The organism is Rheinheimera gaetbuli, assembly GCF_054781935.1.
The window spans coordinates 342,006-357,643 of the sequence record NZ_BAAGTL010000028.1; the positions used below are offsets into that span (position 1 = coordinate 342,006).

The 15,638-nt window shown below is 50.8% G+C and carries 18 protein-coding genes; 12 read left to right on the top strand and 6 right to left on the bottom strand.

The genetic code is table 11. The features are described 5' to 3' along the window. Positions 1-80: 80 nt before the first annotated feature. Together ACYVIC_RS17995 and ACYVIC_RS18000 are read left to right on the top strand one after the other, a co-directional pair. Positions 81-836, top strand: coding sequence for a hypothetical protein (locus ACYVIC_RS17995; protein WP_460862165.1), 756 nt, complete (start codon positions 81-83; stop codon positions 834-836). Between the two features lie 88 nt (positions 837-924). After that, the gene (locus ACYVIC_RS18000) at positions 925-1,722 is read left to right on the top strand and encodes an SDR family oxidoreductase (RefSeq protein WP_460862167.1); all 798 of its coding nucleotides are present in this window, start codon (positions 925-927) and stop codon (positions 1,720-1,722) included. Here the strand turns inward: ACYVIC_RS18000 and ACYVIC_RS18005 are convergent. Continuing rightward, on the bottom strand, positions 1,719-2,465 hold the full coding sequence (locus ACYVIC_RS18005) for a sulfite exporter TauE/SafE family protein (protein WP_460862168.1): 747 nt from the start codon (positions 2,463-2,465) through the stop codon (positions 1,719-1,721). The genes ACYVIC_RS18000 and ACYVIC_RS18005 overlap by 4 nt on opposite strands. Positions 2,466-2,586: 121 nt before the next feature. Here ACYVIC_RS18005 and ACYVIC_RS18010 point away from each other — a divergent pair, with 121 nt between their 5' ends. Both ACYVIC_RS18010 and ACYVIC_RS18015 read left to right on the top strand, forming a co-directional pair. After that, the gene (locus tag ACYVIC_RS18010) at positions 2,587-3,423 is read left to right on the top strand and encodes a formylglycine-generating enzyme family protein (RefSeq protein ID WP_460862169.1); all 837 of its coding nucleotides are present in this window, start codon (positions 2,587-2,589) and stop codon (positions 3,421-3,423) included. After that, positions 3,423-3,722, top strand: a complete 300-nt coding sequence (locus tag ACYVIC_RS18015; RefSeq protein WP_460862172.1) for a hypothetical protein — start codon at positions 3,423-3,425, stop codon at positions 3,720-3,722. The genes ACYVIC_RS18010 and ACYVIC_RS18015 overlap by 1 nt, the downstream gene beginning before the upstream one ends. A 61-nt stretch (positions 3,723-3,783) precedes the next feature. On the opposite strand, the gene rluB is transcribed toward ACYVIC_RS18015, so the two are convergent. Genes rluB through rnm form a run of 5 tightly spaced genes read right to left on the bottom strand, consistent with a single transcriptional unit; the run spans position 3,784 to position 7,730 of the window. Then, a complete protein-coding gene (gene rluB, locus ACYVIC_RS18020) occupies positions 3,784-4,794 on the bottom strand; it encodes a 23S rRNA pseudouridine(2605) synthase RluB (protein ID WP_460862173.1) in 1,011 nt (336 codons plus the stop codon). Further along, complete coding sequence (gene scpB / locus ACYVIC_RS18025; protein WP_460862175.1) at positions 4,794-5,378, bottom strand: SMC-Scp complex subunit ScpB; 585 nt, start codon at positions 5,376-5,378, stop codon at positions 4,794-4,796. The genes rluB and scpB overlap by 1 nt, the downstream gene beginning before the upstream one ends. Further along, on the bottom strand, positions 5,378-6,205 hold the full coding sequence (locus ACYVIC_RS18030; RefSeq protein WP_460862177.1) for a segregation and condensation protein A: 828 nt from the start codon (positions 6,203-6,205) through the stop codon (positions 5,378-5,380). Before ACYVIC_RS18030 ends, scpB begins: the two co-directional genes overlap by 1 nt. Before the next feature lie 17 nt (positions 6,206-6,222). Then, positions 6,223-6,843: an L-threonylcarbamoyladenylate synthase gene (locus tag ACYVIC_RS18035; protein ID WP_460862179.1), complete on the bottom strand. Its 621-nt coding sequence runs from the start codon at positions 6,841-6,843 to the stop codon at positions 6,223-6,225. A gap of 29 nt (positions 6,844-6,872) precedes the next feature. Beyond that, positions 6,873-7,730, bottom strand: coding sequence for an RNase RNM (gene rnm / locus ACYVIC_RS18040; protein ID WP_460862180.1), 858 nt, complete (start codon positions 7,728-7,730; stop codon positions 6,873-6,875). Positions 7,731-7,848: 118 nt separating this feature from the next. On the opposite strand from rnm, the gene ACYVIC_RS18045 reads away from it, so the two are divergent. The 8 genes from ACYVIC_RS18045 to ACYVIC_RS18080 all read left to right on the top strand — a co-directional run bounded on the left by ACYVIC_RS18045 (position 7,849) and on the right by ACYVIC_RS18080 (position 15,596). Further along, a complete protein-coding gene (locus tag ACYVIC_RS18045) occupies positions 7,849-8,031 on the top strand; it encodes a DUF6435 family protein (protein ID WP_460862182.1) in 183 nt (60 codons plus the stop codon). A gap of 373 nt (positions 8,032-8,404) precedes the next feature. Beyond that, the gene (locus ACYVIC_RS18050) at positions 8,405-9,988 is read left to right on the top strand and encodes an anthranilate synthase component 1 (protein ID WP_460862183.1); all 1,584 of its coding nucleotides are present in this window, start codon (positions 8,405-8,407) and stop codon (positions 9,986-9,988) included. A gap of 3 nt (positions 9,989-9,991) precedes the next feature. After that, positions 9,992-10,582, top strand: coding sequence for an aminodeoxychorismate/anthranilate synthase component II (locus ACYVIC_RS18055; RefSeq protein WP_460862185.1), 591 nt, complete (start codon positions 9,992-9,994; stop codon positions 10,580-10,582). After that, positions 10,579-11,616, top strand: a complete 1,038-nt coding sequence (gene trpD / locus ACYVIC_RS18060) for an anthranilate phosphoribosyltransferase (RefSeq protein WP_460862186.1) — start codon at positions 10,579-10,581, stop codon at positions 11,614-11,616. Before ACYVIC_RS18055 ends, trpD begins: the two co-directional genes overlap by 4 nt. Continuing rightward, positions 11,609-13,000 carry a bifunctional indole-3-glycerol-phosphate synthase TrpC/phosphoribosylanthranilate isomerase TrpF gene (gene trpCF, locus ACYVIC_RS18065; protein WP_460862188.1) on the top strand — a complete coding sequence of 464 codons (1,392 nt, stop codon included), beginning with the start codon at positions 11,609-11,611 and terminating at the stop codon, positions 12,998-13,000. The genes trpD and trpCF overlap by 8 nt, the downstream gene beginning before the upstream one ends. Then, entirely contained in the window at positions 12,993-14,183 is a 1,191-nt protein-coding gene (trpB, locus tag ACYVIC_RS18070; protein WP_460862189.1) for a tryptophan synthase subunit beta, read from the top strand. Before trpCF ends, trpB begins: the two co-directional genes overlap by 8 nt. Continuing rightward, a complete protein-coding gene (trpA, locus tag ACYVIC_RS18075) occupies positions 14,180-14,980 on the top strand; it encodes a tryptophan synthase subunit alpha (RefSeq protein WP_460862191.1) in 801 nt (266 codons plus the stop codon). The genes trpB and trpA overlap by 4 nt, the downstream gene beginning before the upstream one ends. 124 nt (positions 14,981-15,104) lie before the next feature. Next, a complete protein-coding gene (locus tag ACYVIC_RS18080; RefSeq protein WP_460862193.1) occupies positions 15,105-15,596 on the top strand; it encodes an FKBP-type peptidyl-prolyl cis-trans isomerase in 492 nt (163 codons plus the stop codon). Positions 15,597-15,638 lie beyond the last annotated feature (42 nt).

Genomic DNA, 15,638 nt, shown 5'->3' on the forward strand with positions numbered 1-15,638 from the left:
TGCTATTGGTCATTCAGCCATCAGCAGCAGTAAATGCACGAACTGTAATTTTTGCTCTGCCGTATGACAACAGAGACGTGATGCAAGCTTATCACGTGCAGTTGCTGCAAAAAGCACTGAGCTACTCCTCCACGCCCTACACCTTAAAGCCGGCAAAAGAAACCATGGCGCAAAGCCGTGTACTGCGAGAAATAAGCCAGCAAACCGGCATTGTCGACGTGTATTGGAGCATGACCAGCATTGAGCGGGAAAAACTGCTAAAGCCTGTTCGTGTGCCCCTGAGTAGAGGTTTGCTAGGCTGGCGCCTGTTATTTGTAAACGAGAATGTGCCATTTTTATCTGTGCAGCGAAGTAAACAAAACACTCTTTTCGTACAAGGCCATGATTGGCCGGATAGCCAGATTTTAAAAGCAAATGGCTTTAAAATTCATACCACTAATGATTATCACGCCATGTTTACTATGGTTAAAAAGGGCCGTGTTAACGCTTTGCCACGTTCGGTGATTGAGATTGCTGAGGAGCACAAAAACATCGCGGCAAAACTGTTTATTGCGCCTGACCTGATACTGTATTACCCGACGGCAGAATACTTTTTTGTATCCAATAACGATACAAAATTAGCTGCAGCCATAGAGTATGGCCTGACGGAAATGTATAAAGACGGCAGTTTCAATTCGTTGTTTGAACAGCAATATGGCGCCATCCTCAAGCAACTGGCGCAGCAAAAGCGTAACGTGCTCAAGTTGCATAACCCACTTTTGCCTACTGCCACACCGCTGGACAAGCCAGAATACTGGCAGCAACTACCCAGCCACTTCGAGCAAATCAATTGGTAACTCAGCATTAGCATTGAGCAGTTTCAGCTTTACAACACGGCGGTTATTTTTTAAGGTCGTGCAAAAGTAAAACTGAGCATAATGTCTTATGATGGCTGTAAAAAATAAACTCATATGGATAACCGGCGCCTCTGGCGGTATTGGCGAGGCATTGGCCCGCGAACTGGCGGCTGATGGCGCCAGGCTGGTGTTAAGTGCACGGCGGCAAAGTGAGCTGGAACGGGTACGCAGCAGCTTGGCAAACAGCGCGCAGCACTTGTTGCTGCCACTGGATATTACCGACGCTAGCGCAGTTAACAATGCCGTTGACACTATACAACGACAGATCGGCGGGCTGGACTGGTTGATTAATAATGCCGGTATCAGCCAGCGCGCCCTTATCATCGATACCACGCTAAACACAGACCGCCAGCTGTTTGAAGTGGATTATTTTGCCCAGATAAATTTAACCCGTCAGGCGCTGCCGCTGCTATTAGCCGACGGTGGTGGCAAGGTGGTATTTGTTTCTTCTGTCGCCGGTTTAGTTGGCACCCAATATCGCGGCAGTTACTCTGCCGCCAAAGCAGCACTGCATTTATGGGCCAATAGTTTACGCGCTGAATTATTTGAGCAGGGCTTAACTGTCGCGACGATTTTCCCGGGTTTTGTTAAAACCAATGTATCACTCAATGCCCTCACAGGCGATGGCAGCGCGCTCGGTACGATGGACCATGCTCAGGCCAATGCCATGAGCGCAGACGATTTTGCCGAAAAAGCGGTAAAAGCGCTGCTAAAGGGTAAAAACTATATTGTTATCGGTGGGTTAAAAGAGCGCTTAGGCGCATTGGTATCGCGCTTATCGCCGGAGCTGCTGTATAAAATGATACGTAAAAGCAAAGTGCGTTAACTGACCACTGCCTGATAAATCAGCCGTAAACCCAACAGCAACATGCTGATACTGATCAAATGATAAAACGCTTTTTCGCTGAATTTATGTTGTAACACTATGCCAAGCTTTACCCCAAGCCACACCAGTGGCAGGCTGAGTAAGGCATAACCAAACAGTGCTGTATTAAGCTGCCCAAGCAATAAGTACGGCGGCAATTTCAGCAGATTAACCACCGCAAAAAATACTACTGCCGTGGCCAGGTATTGCGATTTCGCTAAGTGTTGCGGTAATAAATACATATTCAGCGGCGGCCCGCCGGCATGGGCAACAAAGCTGGTAAAGCCACTTAGCGCGCCGAGTACACGGCCAGCCCAGGGCGAGGTTAACCGCGACTGGTTCACCAGCTTTAACAGCATATTCAGCGCAAATAGTAGCGTAATAACGCCTAATAGCAAGCGTAAACCGGCCTCATCTAACCAGCCAAAGCTGGCATAGCCAACAACTATACCCAGCAGTGCCGCCGGTAGTAACAACTTTAAATGCGACATACTGTGCTGCCCCCACCACTGGCGCAGACTTAGTACATCGGCAATGATTAAAATCGGCAGCAATAACGCCGCCGCCAGCGCCGGACTTATTACCAGCGACATCAAAGGCACGGTAATACCGCCAATTGCACCGGCAAAACCGGATTTGGAAATCCCGGTTAGCACTACCGCTACAGCGATAACCAGCAAGGTGGGTATATCGATATCAGGCACTATCCAGCCTTGTTTTAGTAAGTGTTTTCAATTACAAACACACTCTGGAAATAACGAGCATATCCGTGGGAACCTTAAACCAGGTTATCGTTACATAGTTTTATTCAAGGTTACAGCGTTAATGAATAGGAAGAATATGTCGTTGTCTGCAAAAGCATTCGCAGTGTTAATACTGCCTTTATCGATCGTTTCATGTAGCGAAAGCACCTCTTATACCGCTGAGTTTTTTAGCGATAAACTCAGCGACGGTACTAGTGGCCCACAGCTAAGTGTTATTCCAGCGGGAAAAGGCATTGCCGGTGAAGAATATACGGCACCAATCAGTTACTTTGGCCCACAACGCACGATAAATAACAGCACAGCTTTCGCTATCAGTCGCACTGAAGTTACTTTTGCCCAGTACGACAAATTTGCTAACGCCACTAATCGCGCCTTACCGGATGACAGAGGCTGGGGTCGTGGCGATATGCCGGTAATTAATGTCAGTTGGATGGACGCTACAGCCTACGCTAAATGGTTAACCGAACAAACTAACCAGCATTACCGTTTACCCTCTGAAACAGAATGGGAATATGCCGCCAGAGCAGGCACAAAAACAGTGTATTGGTGGGGCAACGAGTATATTCAGAGTAAAGAACACTGCGACCGTGATCTTGACAATTGCAGACCCGGCACTGAAGCCGCCCAGCCCTGGATATCCGGCCGCTATAACGCCAACCCTTATGGCCTGTATGACGTATCATCTAACCTGGCCGAATGGGTACTGGATTGTAATGATGATAAAACCCGGTCAAATGATACAACTCCGGTAAAAACCGGTGATTGTGAAAACCGCATTGTTAAAGGTGGCAGTTACTCAGACCGGGCTCACAACACACGATTATCCGCCCGGGATGCTGTATCTATAGACGCTAAGTACCCTTCAGTCGGCTTCAGGTTGGTAAGGGAAATTTATTGATGAAAATGGTGGAATGTCCTACCTGCAACCACAAAGTGAATTTAAAGCAGGCTACCGCAACAAAGAAAGTTAACGGTATCTTTATGCTGCAATGCTCTAATTGTAAGCAATGGAGCCATGAAAACCGCAAAGCGGCAGTGGTAAAAAACCTTGGTTTAATGCTAATGATAACCGGCTCAATGATAGGTTATTTTCAGCTTGGCGGCATTATCACCGGTCCACTGATTGCAGTCATCGGCGGTTTAATTGCGGTTGCTACACTATTTGCTGTGCCCAGAGTGGTTTATACCGGCACTTAACCGCTACTGAAGTATTTCCCAGACACAACAAAGGCGCTTTACGCGCCTTTGTCTTTAGTGCTTAACCTCTGCCTTCGCGGCTGGGCTTCTTACCGTTAGGCTGCCTTGTAGGCTTACCTTTGGGCTTGCCCGGGCCTCTGCGCCCTGCCGGCTTAGCGGCATCTGGTTTGGCCGGCCTGGCTTCACTTGGCTTGCGCTCTTTTGGTGTACGCTCTGGTGTTTTAGCGGCGATATCGTGCTTGCGCACAGCGCGCTTCATACTGGCCATACGGCGGCGGCGCTCGTCGCGGTCTTCCGGTTTTACTAAGGTTGCTACTTCCGGCGCTAAGCTAACTAACTTACGCAGGTAGTTTACTTCGTCCAGCGGATACTCGGCATAGCCACCAGCAGGTAAGTGTTTTGGCAGCAGTAAATCACCGTAGCGCACGCGAATAAGCCGGCTGACTACCGCGCCCTGCGATTCCCACATCCGGCGTACTTCACGGTTACGGCCTTCAGTTAATACAACATGGAACCAGCGGTTGATACCTTCGCCCGGCAGTGCTTTGATTTTTTTAAAGTTAGCTTTACCGTCTTCCAGCTCAACGCCGGTGCGCAGGCGCTGGATCATCGCATCGTTAATCTCGCCAAATACCCGTACCGCGTATTCACGCTCTACTTCAAATTTGGGGTGCATCAGGCGGTTTGCCAGCTCGCCGTCGGTGGTAAACAACAATAAACCTGAAGTATTAATATCCAGCCGGCCAATGGCTATCCAACGCGCGCCTTTAATGTTTGGCAGCCGTGAAAACACGGTAGGCCGGCCTTCCGGATCAGTACGCGAGCATATTTCACCTTCCGGCTTGTGGTACGCCAGTACCCGGCAAATTTGCTGCTCTTCGCTGGCAATTTGTACCGGATGGCCATCTACCCGCACTTGTTGACTTGGGCTGATACGATCGCCCAGGGTAGCCGGTTTGCCGTCAACGGTGACACGACCTGAGCTTATCCATTCTTCCATTTCACGGCGCGAACCTACGCCTGCGCGGGCTAATACTTTTTGTAACTTTTCACTTGCGGCTTTTTCACTCATTAGTGCAATTCTCCTGTCGTCACGACGGTGTCAGCCAGATCCAGGCTAATGGCCTGAAATTCCGGCAAAGGGGGTAACTGGTTTAAATGTTTTAAACCAAAGTAATCTAAAAACTCTTTTGTAGTGGCGTATAAACCGGGCCGGCCGGGCACTTCTTTATGCCCTACCACCTTAACCCAGTTGCGATCCAGCAAGGTACGCATGATCTGGCTACTTACAGATACACCACGGATATCTTCTATCTCGCCGCGGGTAATGGGCTGGCGGTAAGCTATTAGTGCAAGCGTCTCCAATACCGCCCTCGAATAACGCGGCGAGCGCTCCGGCCACAACCTGGCTAAGTAGTCACTTAGCTCCGGTTTGGTAATAAAGCGATAGCCTGAGGCCGTTTCCGTTAGCGTAACACCGCGGCCGGCGTAATCTTGCATCAGCCGGGCTAGTGTATCGTTCAGACGTTTTTTGCTGACATTAAAGCCATCGAGCACTGTGCTTTGTAAATCGTCGCTAGTCAGTGGCTTATCGGCAGCAAAAATCGCCGCTTCAACTAACTGCATTAGCTGCACATCATTAATTTTGTCCGCCATTATGCCTCACCAGCTTTCAGTTTGACATGAATTTGGCCGTAGGCTTCTACCTGAATCATCTCTACCAGTTTTTCTTTGGTTAGCTCCAGTATCGCTAAAAAGGTTACTACTACACCTTCGCGACCTTCTGTGGCGTCAAAACAGGCAGTAAATGCCAAATAGCCTTGATGTTGGCTGAGTAAATCCAATATACGGCTCATACGTTCACGGGTAGATAAATGCTCGCGCTTTATATGATGGTGCTGAAAATCCTTCGCCCGTTTAACAATATCTTTTAACGCCAGCGTCAGCTCAGCTAAATCGACATCGGGCAATATCAATAGCGGCGCAAAGTTGTCGGCCAGCATGGCGTTAGCGTTAAAGTGATCGCGCTCGTCGCGTGGCAGGCTGTCCAGCTCAGTCGCGGCCTGCTTAAACACTTCGTATTCCTGCAAGCGGCGAATAAGTTCGGCGCGCGGGTCAGCCTCTTCGTCTGCTACTTCGCTGTGCCGTGGTAACAATAAACGCGATTTAATCTCGGCCAACATCGCCGCCATTACCAGATACTCGGCCGCCAGTTCAAAATTTAGCCCCTGCATCAGGTCAATGTATTCGATATATTGCAAAGTAATTTCGTTTACCGGTAAATCGACAATATCGAACTTATGCTTGCGGATTAAATACAGTAAAAAGTCCAGCGGGCCTTCAAACGCATCGAGCAAAATCTCCAGTGCATCGGGCGGAATATATAAATCTTCCGGCCTGTCCAGCACAGCTTCGCCACGCACAAAGGCCAGCGGCAGCGGTTGCTGTATGGTTAAACTGTCGGGCAAAGCCTGCTCTGTCATGACGGCGAGTATCTGGCTTACTGAAACGGCGTCGGGTCGCCGCGACCTTCGCGCAGTACCACAGGCTCATCGTCGGAATAATCAATCACCGTGGTTGGCGCTTCACCAATCACACCGCCGTGCATAATCAAGTCAACTTGCTTTTCCAACCGGGCGCGCATATCTTCCGGGTCGCTCTCGGCAAACTCTTCGCCGGGTAAAATTAAACTGGTACTAAGCAGTGGCTCACCAAGCTCAGCCAGCAGTGCCAGCGCAATTTTATTTTCCGGGATCCGCAGGCCGATAGTCTTCTTTTTCTCGTTCAGCAGGCGCTTTGGTACTTCTTTGGTGCCGCGCAAAATAAAGGTGTAAGCACCCGGGGTGTTGTTTTTAATCAGCCGAAAGGCGCTGTTTTCTACCTTGGCATACACCGACAGCTCAGATAAATCGCGGCACATCAGCGTAAAATGGTGATCGCCACTTACCTGACGGATTTGTAAAATACGCGCCATAGCGTTTTTATCACCAACATGACAGCCTAATGCATAACCGCTGTCGGTCGGATAAATAACCACACCGCCCTGCTGAATAATTTGCACCGCTTGTTTGAGTAAACGCTGCTGCGGGGTGTCAGGGTGAATATGAAAAAATTGGCTCATTGTTATTCTTCTTAAATAAAATTAATGTCTTATGCCAGCGTTACTGCACTACCCTGTAACGGCCAGTTCGCCCATACCGGTATCACATCGTCGGTTAAATATAGATTTTTTCCGATATCATTCCAAGTTGTTGCCTGATGAAAATCGGAACCCACCGACGCCGTTAACCCGTGCAACTGACACAGGGCCCACAACTCGCGTTTTTGCACCGGCGTTTGCTGCGGCGAAATCACCTCTATAGCATCGCCACCGGCCGCGGCAAACTGCTCTGCCAGCCGTTTTACCCACTTGGTAGTCAACTTATATTTTAACGGATGCGCCAACACAGCCACACCGCCGGCATCGTGGATCCAGGCAATGGCATCGGCCATCTCTACCCAATTATTCGGCACATAGCCAATTTTGCCGCGACCTAAATACTTTTTAAATACGCCATCCATTGAACTGGCTTTGCCAATGCTGACCAGATGCCGGGCAAAATGGGTGCGGGTTAAGGCGGCGCCATTGGCCAGCGCTAACACCGCCGGCAACACATCGGGGATCTGGCTTTTTTCCAGTCGGCGCGCCATTTCCTCAGCACGCACTAATCTTGCCTGTTGCTGGCTGGCAAGGCGCTGTAAAAACTGCGGGCACTGCGGGTTAATATTTAAACCGACTACATGAATCTCCAGTTGCTGCCAACTGGTAGAAATTTCCACGCCGTTAATCAGCTGCAGCGGCAGTTGTTGAGCGTTTATTGCCTGCAGGGCCGGCGCTAAACCGGCTACCGTATCATGGTCGGTAATAGCCAATACATCCACACCCTTTTCTATCGCACGGGCGACAAGGCCTTCAGGCGATAACACGCCGTCTGAGCATTGTGTATGGCTGTGTAAATCAATTTTCATCAGCACCTCAAAATAAGCTGGCTATTGTCGCACAGCAGAGGCTTATAGCAAAATAAACTGAACTCTTTGCCACTGCGCTGCGTAACCTTGTTACACCTTATTTAGAGCGACGAAAACTATGTTTGGCTGGTTAAAATCCGATCCCGTAAAAAAACTACGTAAAGCTTACGACCAAAAACTGGAGCAGGCGATGCATGCCCAGCGCAACGGTGATATGCGTCTGTTTGCCGATTTAACCGCAGAAAGCGAAGAAATATGGCAGAAAATTCAACAACTGGAAAAAACCGCAGCCCAAAGCTGAATGCTGAATGCTGAATGCTGAATGCTGAATGCTGAAGTATAAAGCGCAAAAGCCTGCAGCCATCCGGCCGCTTATACGTTTTTAATTCCGGGTTATAACAAATAAGCACTTGACGCCTGCCACCCTTTTGCGGTTTTATGTGTGGCATAACAAACGAGGTACTTAAAGCTAATGCAATTTATCACAACCCTTAACCTGACTAACTGGTGGTGGCACATTCCCGACGGGCGTGTGTAGGCGTTGTATTAGCTGTAATTACCGAAGCCCGTTTCCACAAGAAGCGGGCTTTTTTTATGTGCCTGCAAAACTGTGCGAAGCGGCCAAAACTAAAATTGTTGAGCTATATTTATGAATCATAAGGAAAAAGTGAAACATGATATTTAGTCATATCACCGACACGCCAGGCGAAGTGGCCAGCATCGCCATGCCACTACCGTACCACAGTGATGCACTGGCCTGCTATCAGGCGCTGACGGCACAAAGCCCCTACTCGTTGCTGCTGGAATCCGCCGAAATTGATAGCAAAGACAATTTAAAAAGCCTGTTGCTGATTGATGCGGCGCTGCGCATCGAATGCAATGACCAAAACGTGGTGATTAACGCCGTTAGCGCTAATGGCGCGGTGTTGCTGCCCTATCTGGCCGCTAAGCTAAGTAGCGACGCCTTAGTAGAGCAAAACACAGACCGGCTAAGCATTACCTATCAGCGCCCGGCGCTGTTACTGGAGGAAAATGCCCGCCTGCAAGCACCTAACCCCTTTAGCGTGCTGCGCACCTTGCAGCGAGAGCTAAAGTGCCAAAGTGATGAGCAGTTCGCGATATTTTTAGGCGGCGTTATCGGTTATGACATGGTGGCCGCAGTAGAGCAGTTGCCTAACGTGCCAACGGCCGAAAATCAGTGTCCGGACTATGTGTTTTATCTGGCAGAAACACTGTTGGTACTGGATCATCAAAGCGGCCAGAGCCGTTTGGTCGGTAATGTATTTTGTGGCGAACACGCCCCGGCCAACTGCTTTGTTATCGGCAAGCGGCTGGAGCAGTTAAAACAGCTGCTGCACAGCGCACCGGCAGAAACGACAACCAATGCAACGATTGACGCTGCAGTACAGGTTGATATCAGCGATGCTGACTTTATGCATCAGGTAGAAAAGCTGAAACAGCATATTGTCGCCGGTGATATTTTTCAGGTGGTGCCATCCCGCTGCTTCCGCCTGCCATGCCCGGCGCCGCTGGCAGCCTATGCCCGCTTAAAGCAGCAAAACCCCAGCCCTTATATGTTTTATTTAAAAGACAGCGCCTTTAGCCTGTTTGGCGCCTCGCCGGAGTCGGCACTGAAATTTGATGCCCAAAGCCGTCAGGTAGAAATTTACCCTATCGCCGGCACCCGCCGCCGCGGCTTTAAAAGCGACGGCAGCATCGACCGCGATCTGGACAGCCGTATTGAGCTGGAACTTCGCCAGGATGAAAAAGAAAAAGCCGAGCATTTAATGCTGGTTGATTTAGCGCGTAACGATGTCGCGCGCATCAGCGTACCCGGCAGCCGCTACGTCAAAGAGCTGTTAAAAGTAGACCGTTACTCTTATGTGATGCATTTGGTTTCGCGCGTGGTGGGCACCTTAAAGCCGGAACTGGATGCCCTGCATGCCTATCAGGCGTGTATGAACATGGGCACCCTGGTTGGCGCGCCTAAAGTGAAAGCCGCCGAACTTATTCGTGGTGTAGAAGGTAAACGTCGCGGCAGCTACGGCGGTGCAGTCGGTTATTTGTCCGGCAATGGCGATTTTGACAGCTGCATTGTGATCCGTTCGGCCTATGTTGCCAACGATACCGCCTATATTCAGGCCGGTGCCGGTGTGGTGTTTGACTCTGTCGCCCAGGCCGAAGCTGACGAAACCCGCAGCAAAGCGCAGGCGGTGATTAACGCCATTGTCTCCGCCCATAAAGCCGTTAAGGAGTAACCGATGGCCGTTATTTATTTACTCGACAATATCGACTCCTTTACCTACAACCTGGTCGATGAATTTGCTCAATTAGGCTACAGCGTAAAGCTGTATCGCAATACGGTGCCGGCTGACTACATATACCAGCAGATGCAAAGCGAAACTGAAGCGGTGCTGCTGGTGCTGTCCCCTGGCCCCGGCAGCCCCGGCCAGGCCGGCTCTATGCCGGCGCTGTTAAAGCTATGTGACGCCACCTTTCCGGTACTGGGCATTTGCCTTGGTCATCAAGCCATCGTTGAACACTTTGGTGGCGTGGTCGGTCGCGCCGGTGAAACCGTACATGGTAAAACCGCGGCAATTACGCTGCAGGATCATCCGTTATTTGCCGGCTTACCCCAGCCGTTTTTAGTGGCGCGGTACCACTCGCTGATGGCAACCGAAATGCCCAATGCGTTAACCTTGCTGGCCAACGACAGACACATTCCAATGGCGGTGATAAACGAGGATAAACGTATGCTGGGCTTTCAGTTTCATCCCGAGTCTATTCTGACAACCCTTGGTAAACCTTTATTAAAACAAAGCATTAATTATTTATTACGGGGCAGAACATGACAGATAACATTCTATCCACCGTGCAACACAGCCTGAGTGGTAAACCGTTGAGTTTCTCGCAAGCGCAGCAATTTTTTAGCGCAGTGGTGCAAGGTGACGTCGAGCCGGTGCACCTGACTGCGCTTTTGGTCGCACTTAAAATACGCGGTGAAACTGCCGATGAAATTGCCGGTGCCGCCAGCGCCTTACGCGCTGCTGCTACGGCATTTCCGCGCCAGATCAGCGGCGGTATCGATTGCTGTGGCACCGGCGGTGACGGCAGCAATACCATTAATATCTCCAGCACCGCCGCCATTGTCGGCGCGGCCATGGGCTTAAAGGTAATAAAACACGGCAACCGCAGCGTGTCATCGCGCTCTGGCTCGGCCGATTTACTCGAGCAGCTGGGCATCAATATTCAAATGACACCACAGCAGGCGGCCAACACACTTGCACAGACTAATTGCAGCTTTTTATTTGCACCGCTGTACCATGCCGGCATTAAACACGCCATGCCGGTACGCAATGCACTGAAAAGCCGCACGCTGTTTAACTTACTGGGCCCGCTGGTTAACCCGGCGGCACCGGATTTTCAGTTGCTTGGCGTGTATGATCCCAAATTATGCCGCGTAATGGCACAGGCGCTGCAGCAACTGGGTGTAAAACGCGCCTGGGTAGTACACGGCAGTGGCTGTGATGAGGTAGCGCTGCACGGCACCACCTATGTCTGTGAATTAAAAGACGGCGAGCTGACTGAGTTTAGCCTGACCCCGGACGATTTTGGTGTTGCACTTACACCGCTAAGTGCTTTGGCAGGTGGTGAGCCGGCAGACAATGCTGCGGCTACGCTGGCCATTTTACAAGGCGAAGGCCAAGATGCCCATAAAGCGGCCGTGGCAATAAATGTGGCAGCGATGCTGAAAATTGCCGGCATGGGTGATGATTTAAAAGTGAATACCCAGGCGGTACTGGAGCTGTTAAGCAGCAATAAAGCTTTTACGACCCTGTCGCAGTTTAAACACCTTAGCCAAAGCAAGGAGCCAGCAAATGACTGAACAAATGCCGAATGTGCTGGCAAAAATTGTTGCGCATAAGCGCGATGAGGTCGCCGCGCTTAAAACTACGCAACCCCTGACAACCTTTGTGGCAGAGGTAAAACCGACTGAGCGTGACTTTCTGGCGGCGCTAAAACAACCGGGCCCGCGTTTTATTCTGGAATGTAAAAAAGCCTCGCCTTCAAAAGGGCTGATCCGCAGTGATTTTAATCTTGCCGAGTTAGCACAGGTGTACGGCCAATACGCTGATTGTATTTCGGTACTAACCGATGAAACCTTCTTTCAGGGCAAGTATGAATACTTGCGCACCATGCGTGAATTAGTCGATAAACCGCTACTGCATAAAGATTTTATTATCGACAGTTACCAGATTTATTTAGGCCGCCACTGCGGTGCTGACGCTGTTTTACTGATGTTGTCGGTACTGAGTGATGACGAGTACCAAAGCCTTGCCGCCACCGCCAACGAGCTGAATATGACAGTGCTGACCGAAGTCAGCAATGAGGCAGAAACGCTGCGCGCAGTGGCACTGAATGCGCAGCTTATCGGCATTAATAACCGTGACCTGCGCGATTTAAGCACCAATTTAGCTACCAGTTTTGCACTGGCTAAACTGATCCCCGAGGGCAGAACGGTAGTATCAGAGTCCGGTATTTACACTAACCAACAAGTGCGCCATTTAGCACAGGTTGCCGATGCGTTTTTAGTCGGCAGCTCGTTAATGGCACAAACCGACTTAGCTGCAGCCACCCGTAAATTAGTGCTGGGCGGGCACAAAGTATGCGGCCTAACCCGGCCGGAAGATGCCGCTGCCGCTTATGCTGCCGGCGCGTATTACGGCGGGCTGATTTTTTATCCGCCATCGCCTCGTTTCGTTACCCCGGAACAGGCAAAGCAGGTGCAGCAAGACGCACCACTGCACTATGTAGGTGTGTTTGTTAATGCTGACCAGGCCGAAGTCGCACAGTTGGCGAAAAGCTTAGCGTTAAGTGCAGTGCAGCTGCACGGCGAAGAAGATGATGGCTATATCAGTACGCTCAAGCCGCTATTACCGCCACAGTGCCAGATCTGGAAAGCCTATCGGGTAAAAGATGTACTACCTGAGTTTAGCGCGCTTGCCGACCGCATCTTGCTGGACGCCTATCATCCACAGCAGCATGGCGGCAGCGGCACCAGCTTTAACTGGGCCTTGCTGACACAACACAACAGTAGCCAGCCAATTATGCTGGCCGGTGGCTTAACACCGGATAACTGCTTAGCAGCAGCTAAACTGCCCGTTGCCGGGCTCGATTTCAATTCAGGGCTGGAAACTGCGCCTGGCATCAAAGATGCAGCGAAGATCCGGTCAGCTTTTACACTATTGCGGGAGTTTCACCATGAGTGAGCTAAAACTTAACCCTTATTTTGGCCAGTATGGCGGCATGTTTGTGCCGCAGCTGCTGGTACCGGCCTTAAAACAGCTGGAGCAAGCCTATGTCGATGCGTTAGAAGACCCGGCCTTTCATGCCGAGTTTCAACAGCTGTTAACCGAATATGCCGGCCGGCCAACACCGTTAACGCTGTGTCGTAATATTTCACCCAACCCGCTGGTTAAAATTTACTTAAAACGTGAAGACTTACTGCACGGCGGCGCGCACAAAACCAACCAGGTACTGGGCCAGGCGCTGCTAACCAAACGCATGGGCAAAAAAGAAGTGATTGCCGAAACCGGTGCCGGCCAGCATGGCGTGGCAACCGCGTTAGCCTGTGCGTTGCTGGGGCTAAAGTGCCGCATTTATATGGGCGCCAAAGATATTGAGCGCCAGCAGCCAAACGTGTTTCGCATGAAGCTGATGGGCGCTACCGTTATTCCGGTGACCAGTGGCAGCGGTACTTTAAAAGATGCGGTAAACGAAGCCATGCGCGACTGGTCAGCCACTTATGACACGACGCATTATATGCTGGGCACTGCGGCCGGCCCGCACCCTTTCCCCACCATAGTACGTGATTTTCAAAAGATGATTGGCGAAGAAGCCAAACAACAGATCTTAAAAGCGGAAGGTAAACTGCCGGACGCCGTAATTGCCTGTGTCGGCGGCGGCTCAAATGCGATTGGCATGTTTGCCGATTTTATCGCTGAAGAGGGTGTAAAATTGATTGGTGTTGAGCCTGGTGGTATGGGCATAAATACCCATCAGCATGGTGCAGCGCTTTCTACTGGCAGCTACGGTATTTTGCACGGTGCTTACACCGCTATTATGCAAACTGGCGATGGCCAGATTGAAGAATCGTACTCTATTTCAGCTGGCCTCGACTACCCGGCTGTAGGCCCGCAGCATACCCATTTGCAGCAAACCGGCCGCGCCGAATATGTGGCGATAAACGACGATGAAGCCTTAGCCGCCTTTCAGCAATTGGCAAAAAGCGAAGGCATTATTCCGGCACTGGAAAGCTCGCATGCACTGGCTTATGCCTTAAAACTGGCCGCGAAAGCAACAGAGCCAACCGTGTTACTGGTGAATTTATCCGGCCGTGGCGATAAAGACTTAGCCCATGTGCACAGCGTATTAGCAGGAGGCCAATTATGAAGCGTTACCAGCAGATGTTTGACCGCCTAAACCGCGAAAGCCGCGGCGCTTTTGTGCCCTTTGTCACCATTGGCGACCCAACAGCAGAGTTGTCATTTGAGATTATTAAAACCCTGATTGACGCCGGTGCCGATGCGCTGGAGCTGGGTATTGCCTTTTCAGATCCGATAGCCGATGGCCCGACGATCCAGGGCGCTAACATCCGCGCCTTAGCGGCCGGCGTAACGCCAGCCATCAGCTTTGATGTGATCAGTAAAATCCGCGCTTACCACCCCACTATCCCTATTGGCTTATTGTTGTACTCCAACCTGGTGATGGCGCGCGGTATTGACGACTTTTACGCTAAAGCGGCAGTCGCCGGGGTCGATTCGGTGCTAATTGCCGATGTGCCGCTGCACGAGAGCAAGCTGTTTCGCCAAAGTGCGATAAAACATGATATCGCACCGATTTTTGTCGTGCCGCCTAATGTTGATGATGATGACCTGCGCGAAATTGCTTCTTATGGCCGCGGTTACACTTATCTGTTAAGCCGCGCCGGGGTTACCGGTACCGAAACGGTCGCCGCTATGCCAACCAGCGAACTGATAGCCCGTATTCGTAGCTACAACCCGGCGCCACCGCTGCTGGGTTTTGGTATCTCGACGCCGGCACATGTCAAAGATGCCATTCAAAGTGGTGCGGCCGGCGCTATATCCGGCTCAGCAATTGTTAAATTGATTGAGCAACACCAACACGAGCCGACAACCTTGCTGGCGCAGCTTAAGCAGTTTGTCAGCAGTATGAAAGCCGCTACCTGATACTTCCATATCTATGACAAAAACTACGCCACAGCAGCCTGTGGCGTAGTTTTTTACCAAATCAGTCGATTTTTCTGTCGCGGCGCAGGATAATAACGCTTTTACGCCTAACGGACCCATTTTTATGCAAATTAGCGACAACAGCGTAGTACAGTTTCATTACACCCTAACCGACGTTAGCAACGGCGCCAGCGTTGAACTTGAAAGCTCAAACGGCAGTCATCCGTTGCTGTATCTGCACGGCCATGAGCAAATGCTGCCGGCGTTGGAGCAAGCATTAAGCGGCAAAGCGGCCGGCGATAAGCTGGAAGTAACGCTGACACCAACCGAGGCGTATGGCGAGCGTGATGAAAACGCTATTCAAAGCATGCAGGTAAAACACCTGATGGGTGCAAAGAAATGGCAACCTGGTATGACAGCCGTAGTACAAACCGAACACGGCCAGCGCCAGGTGACTATTGTTAAGGTAGGCATGTTTAAAGCCGACGTGGATACCAACCACCCGCTGGCAGGTAAAACGCTGAAATTCGCCGTTGAAATAGTGTCAGTACGTGAAGCTACCGGCGAAGAAATTGCCCATGGCCACGCCCACGGTGAAGGCGGTCACCACCACTAAGCTACCCTGCGACGCTTTGGCAACTAAGCTTGCGGGCCAAGC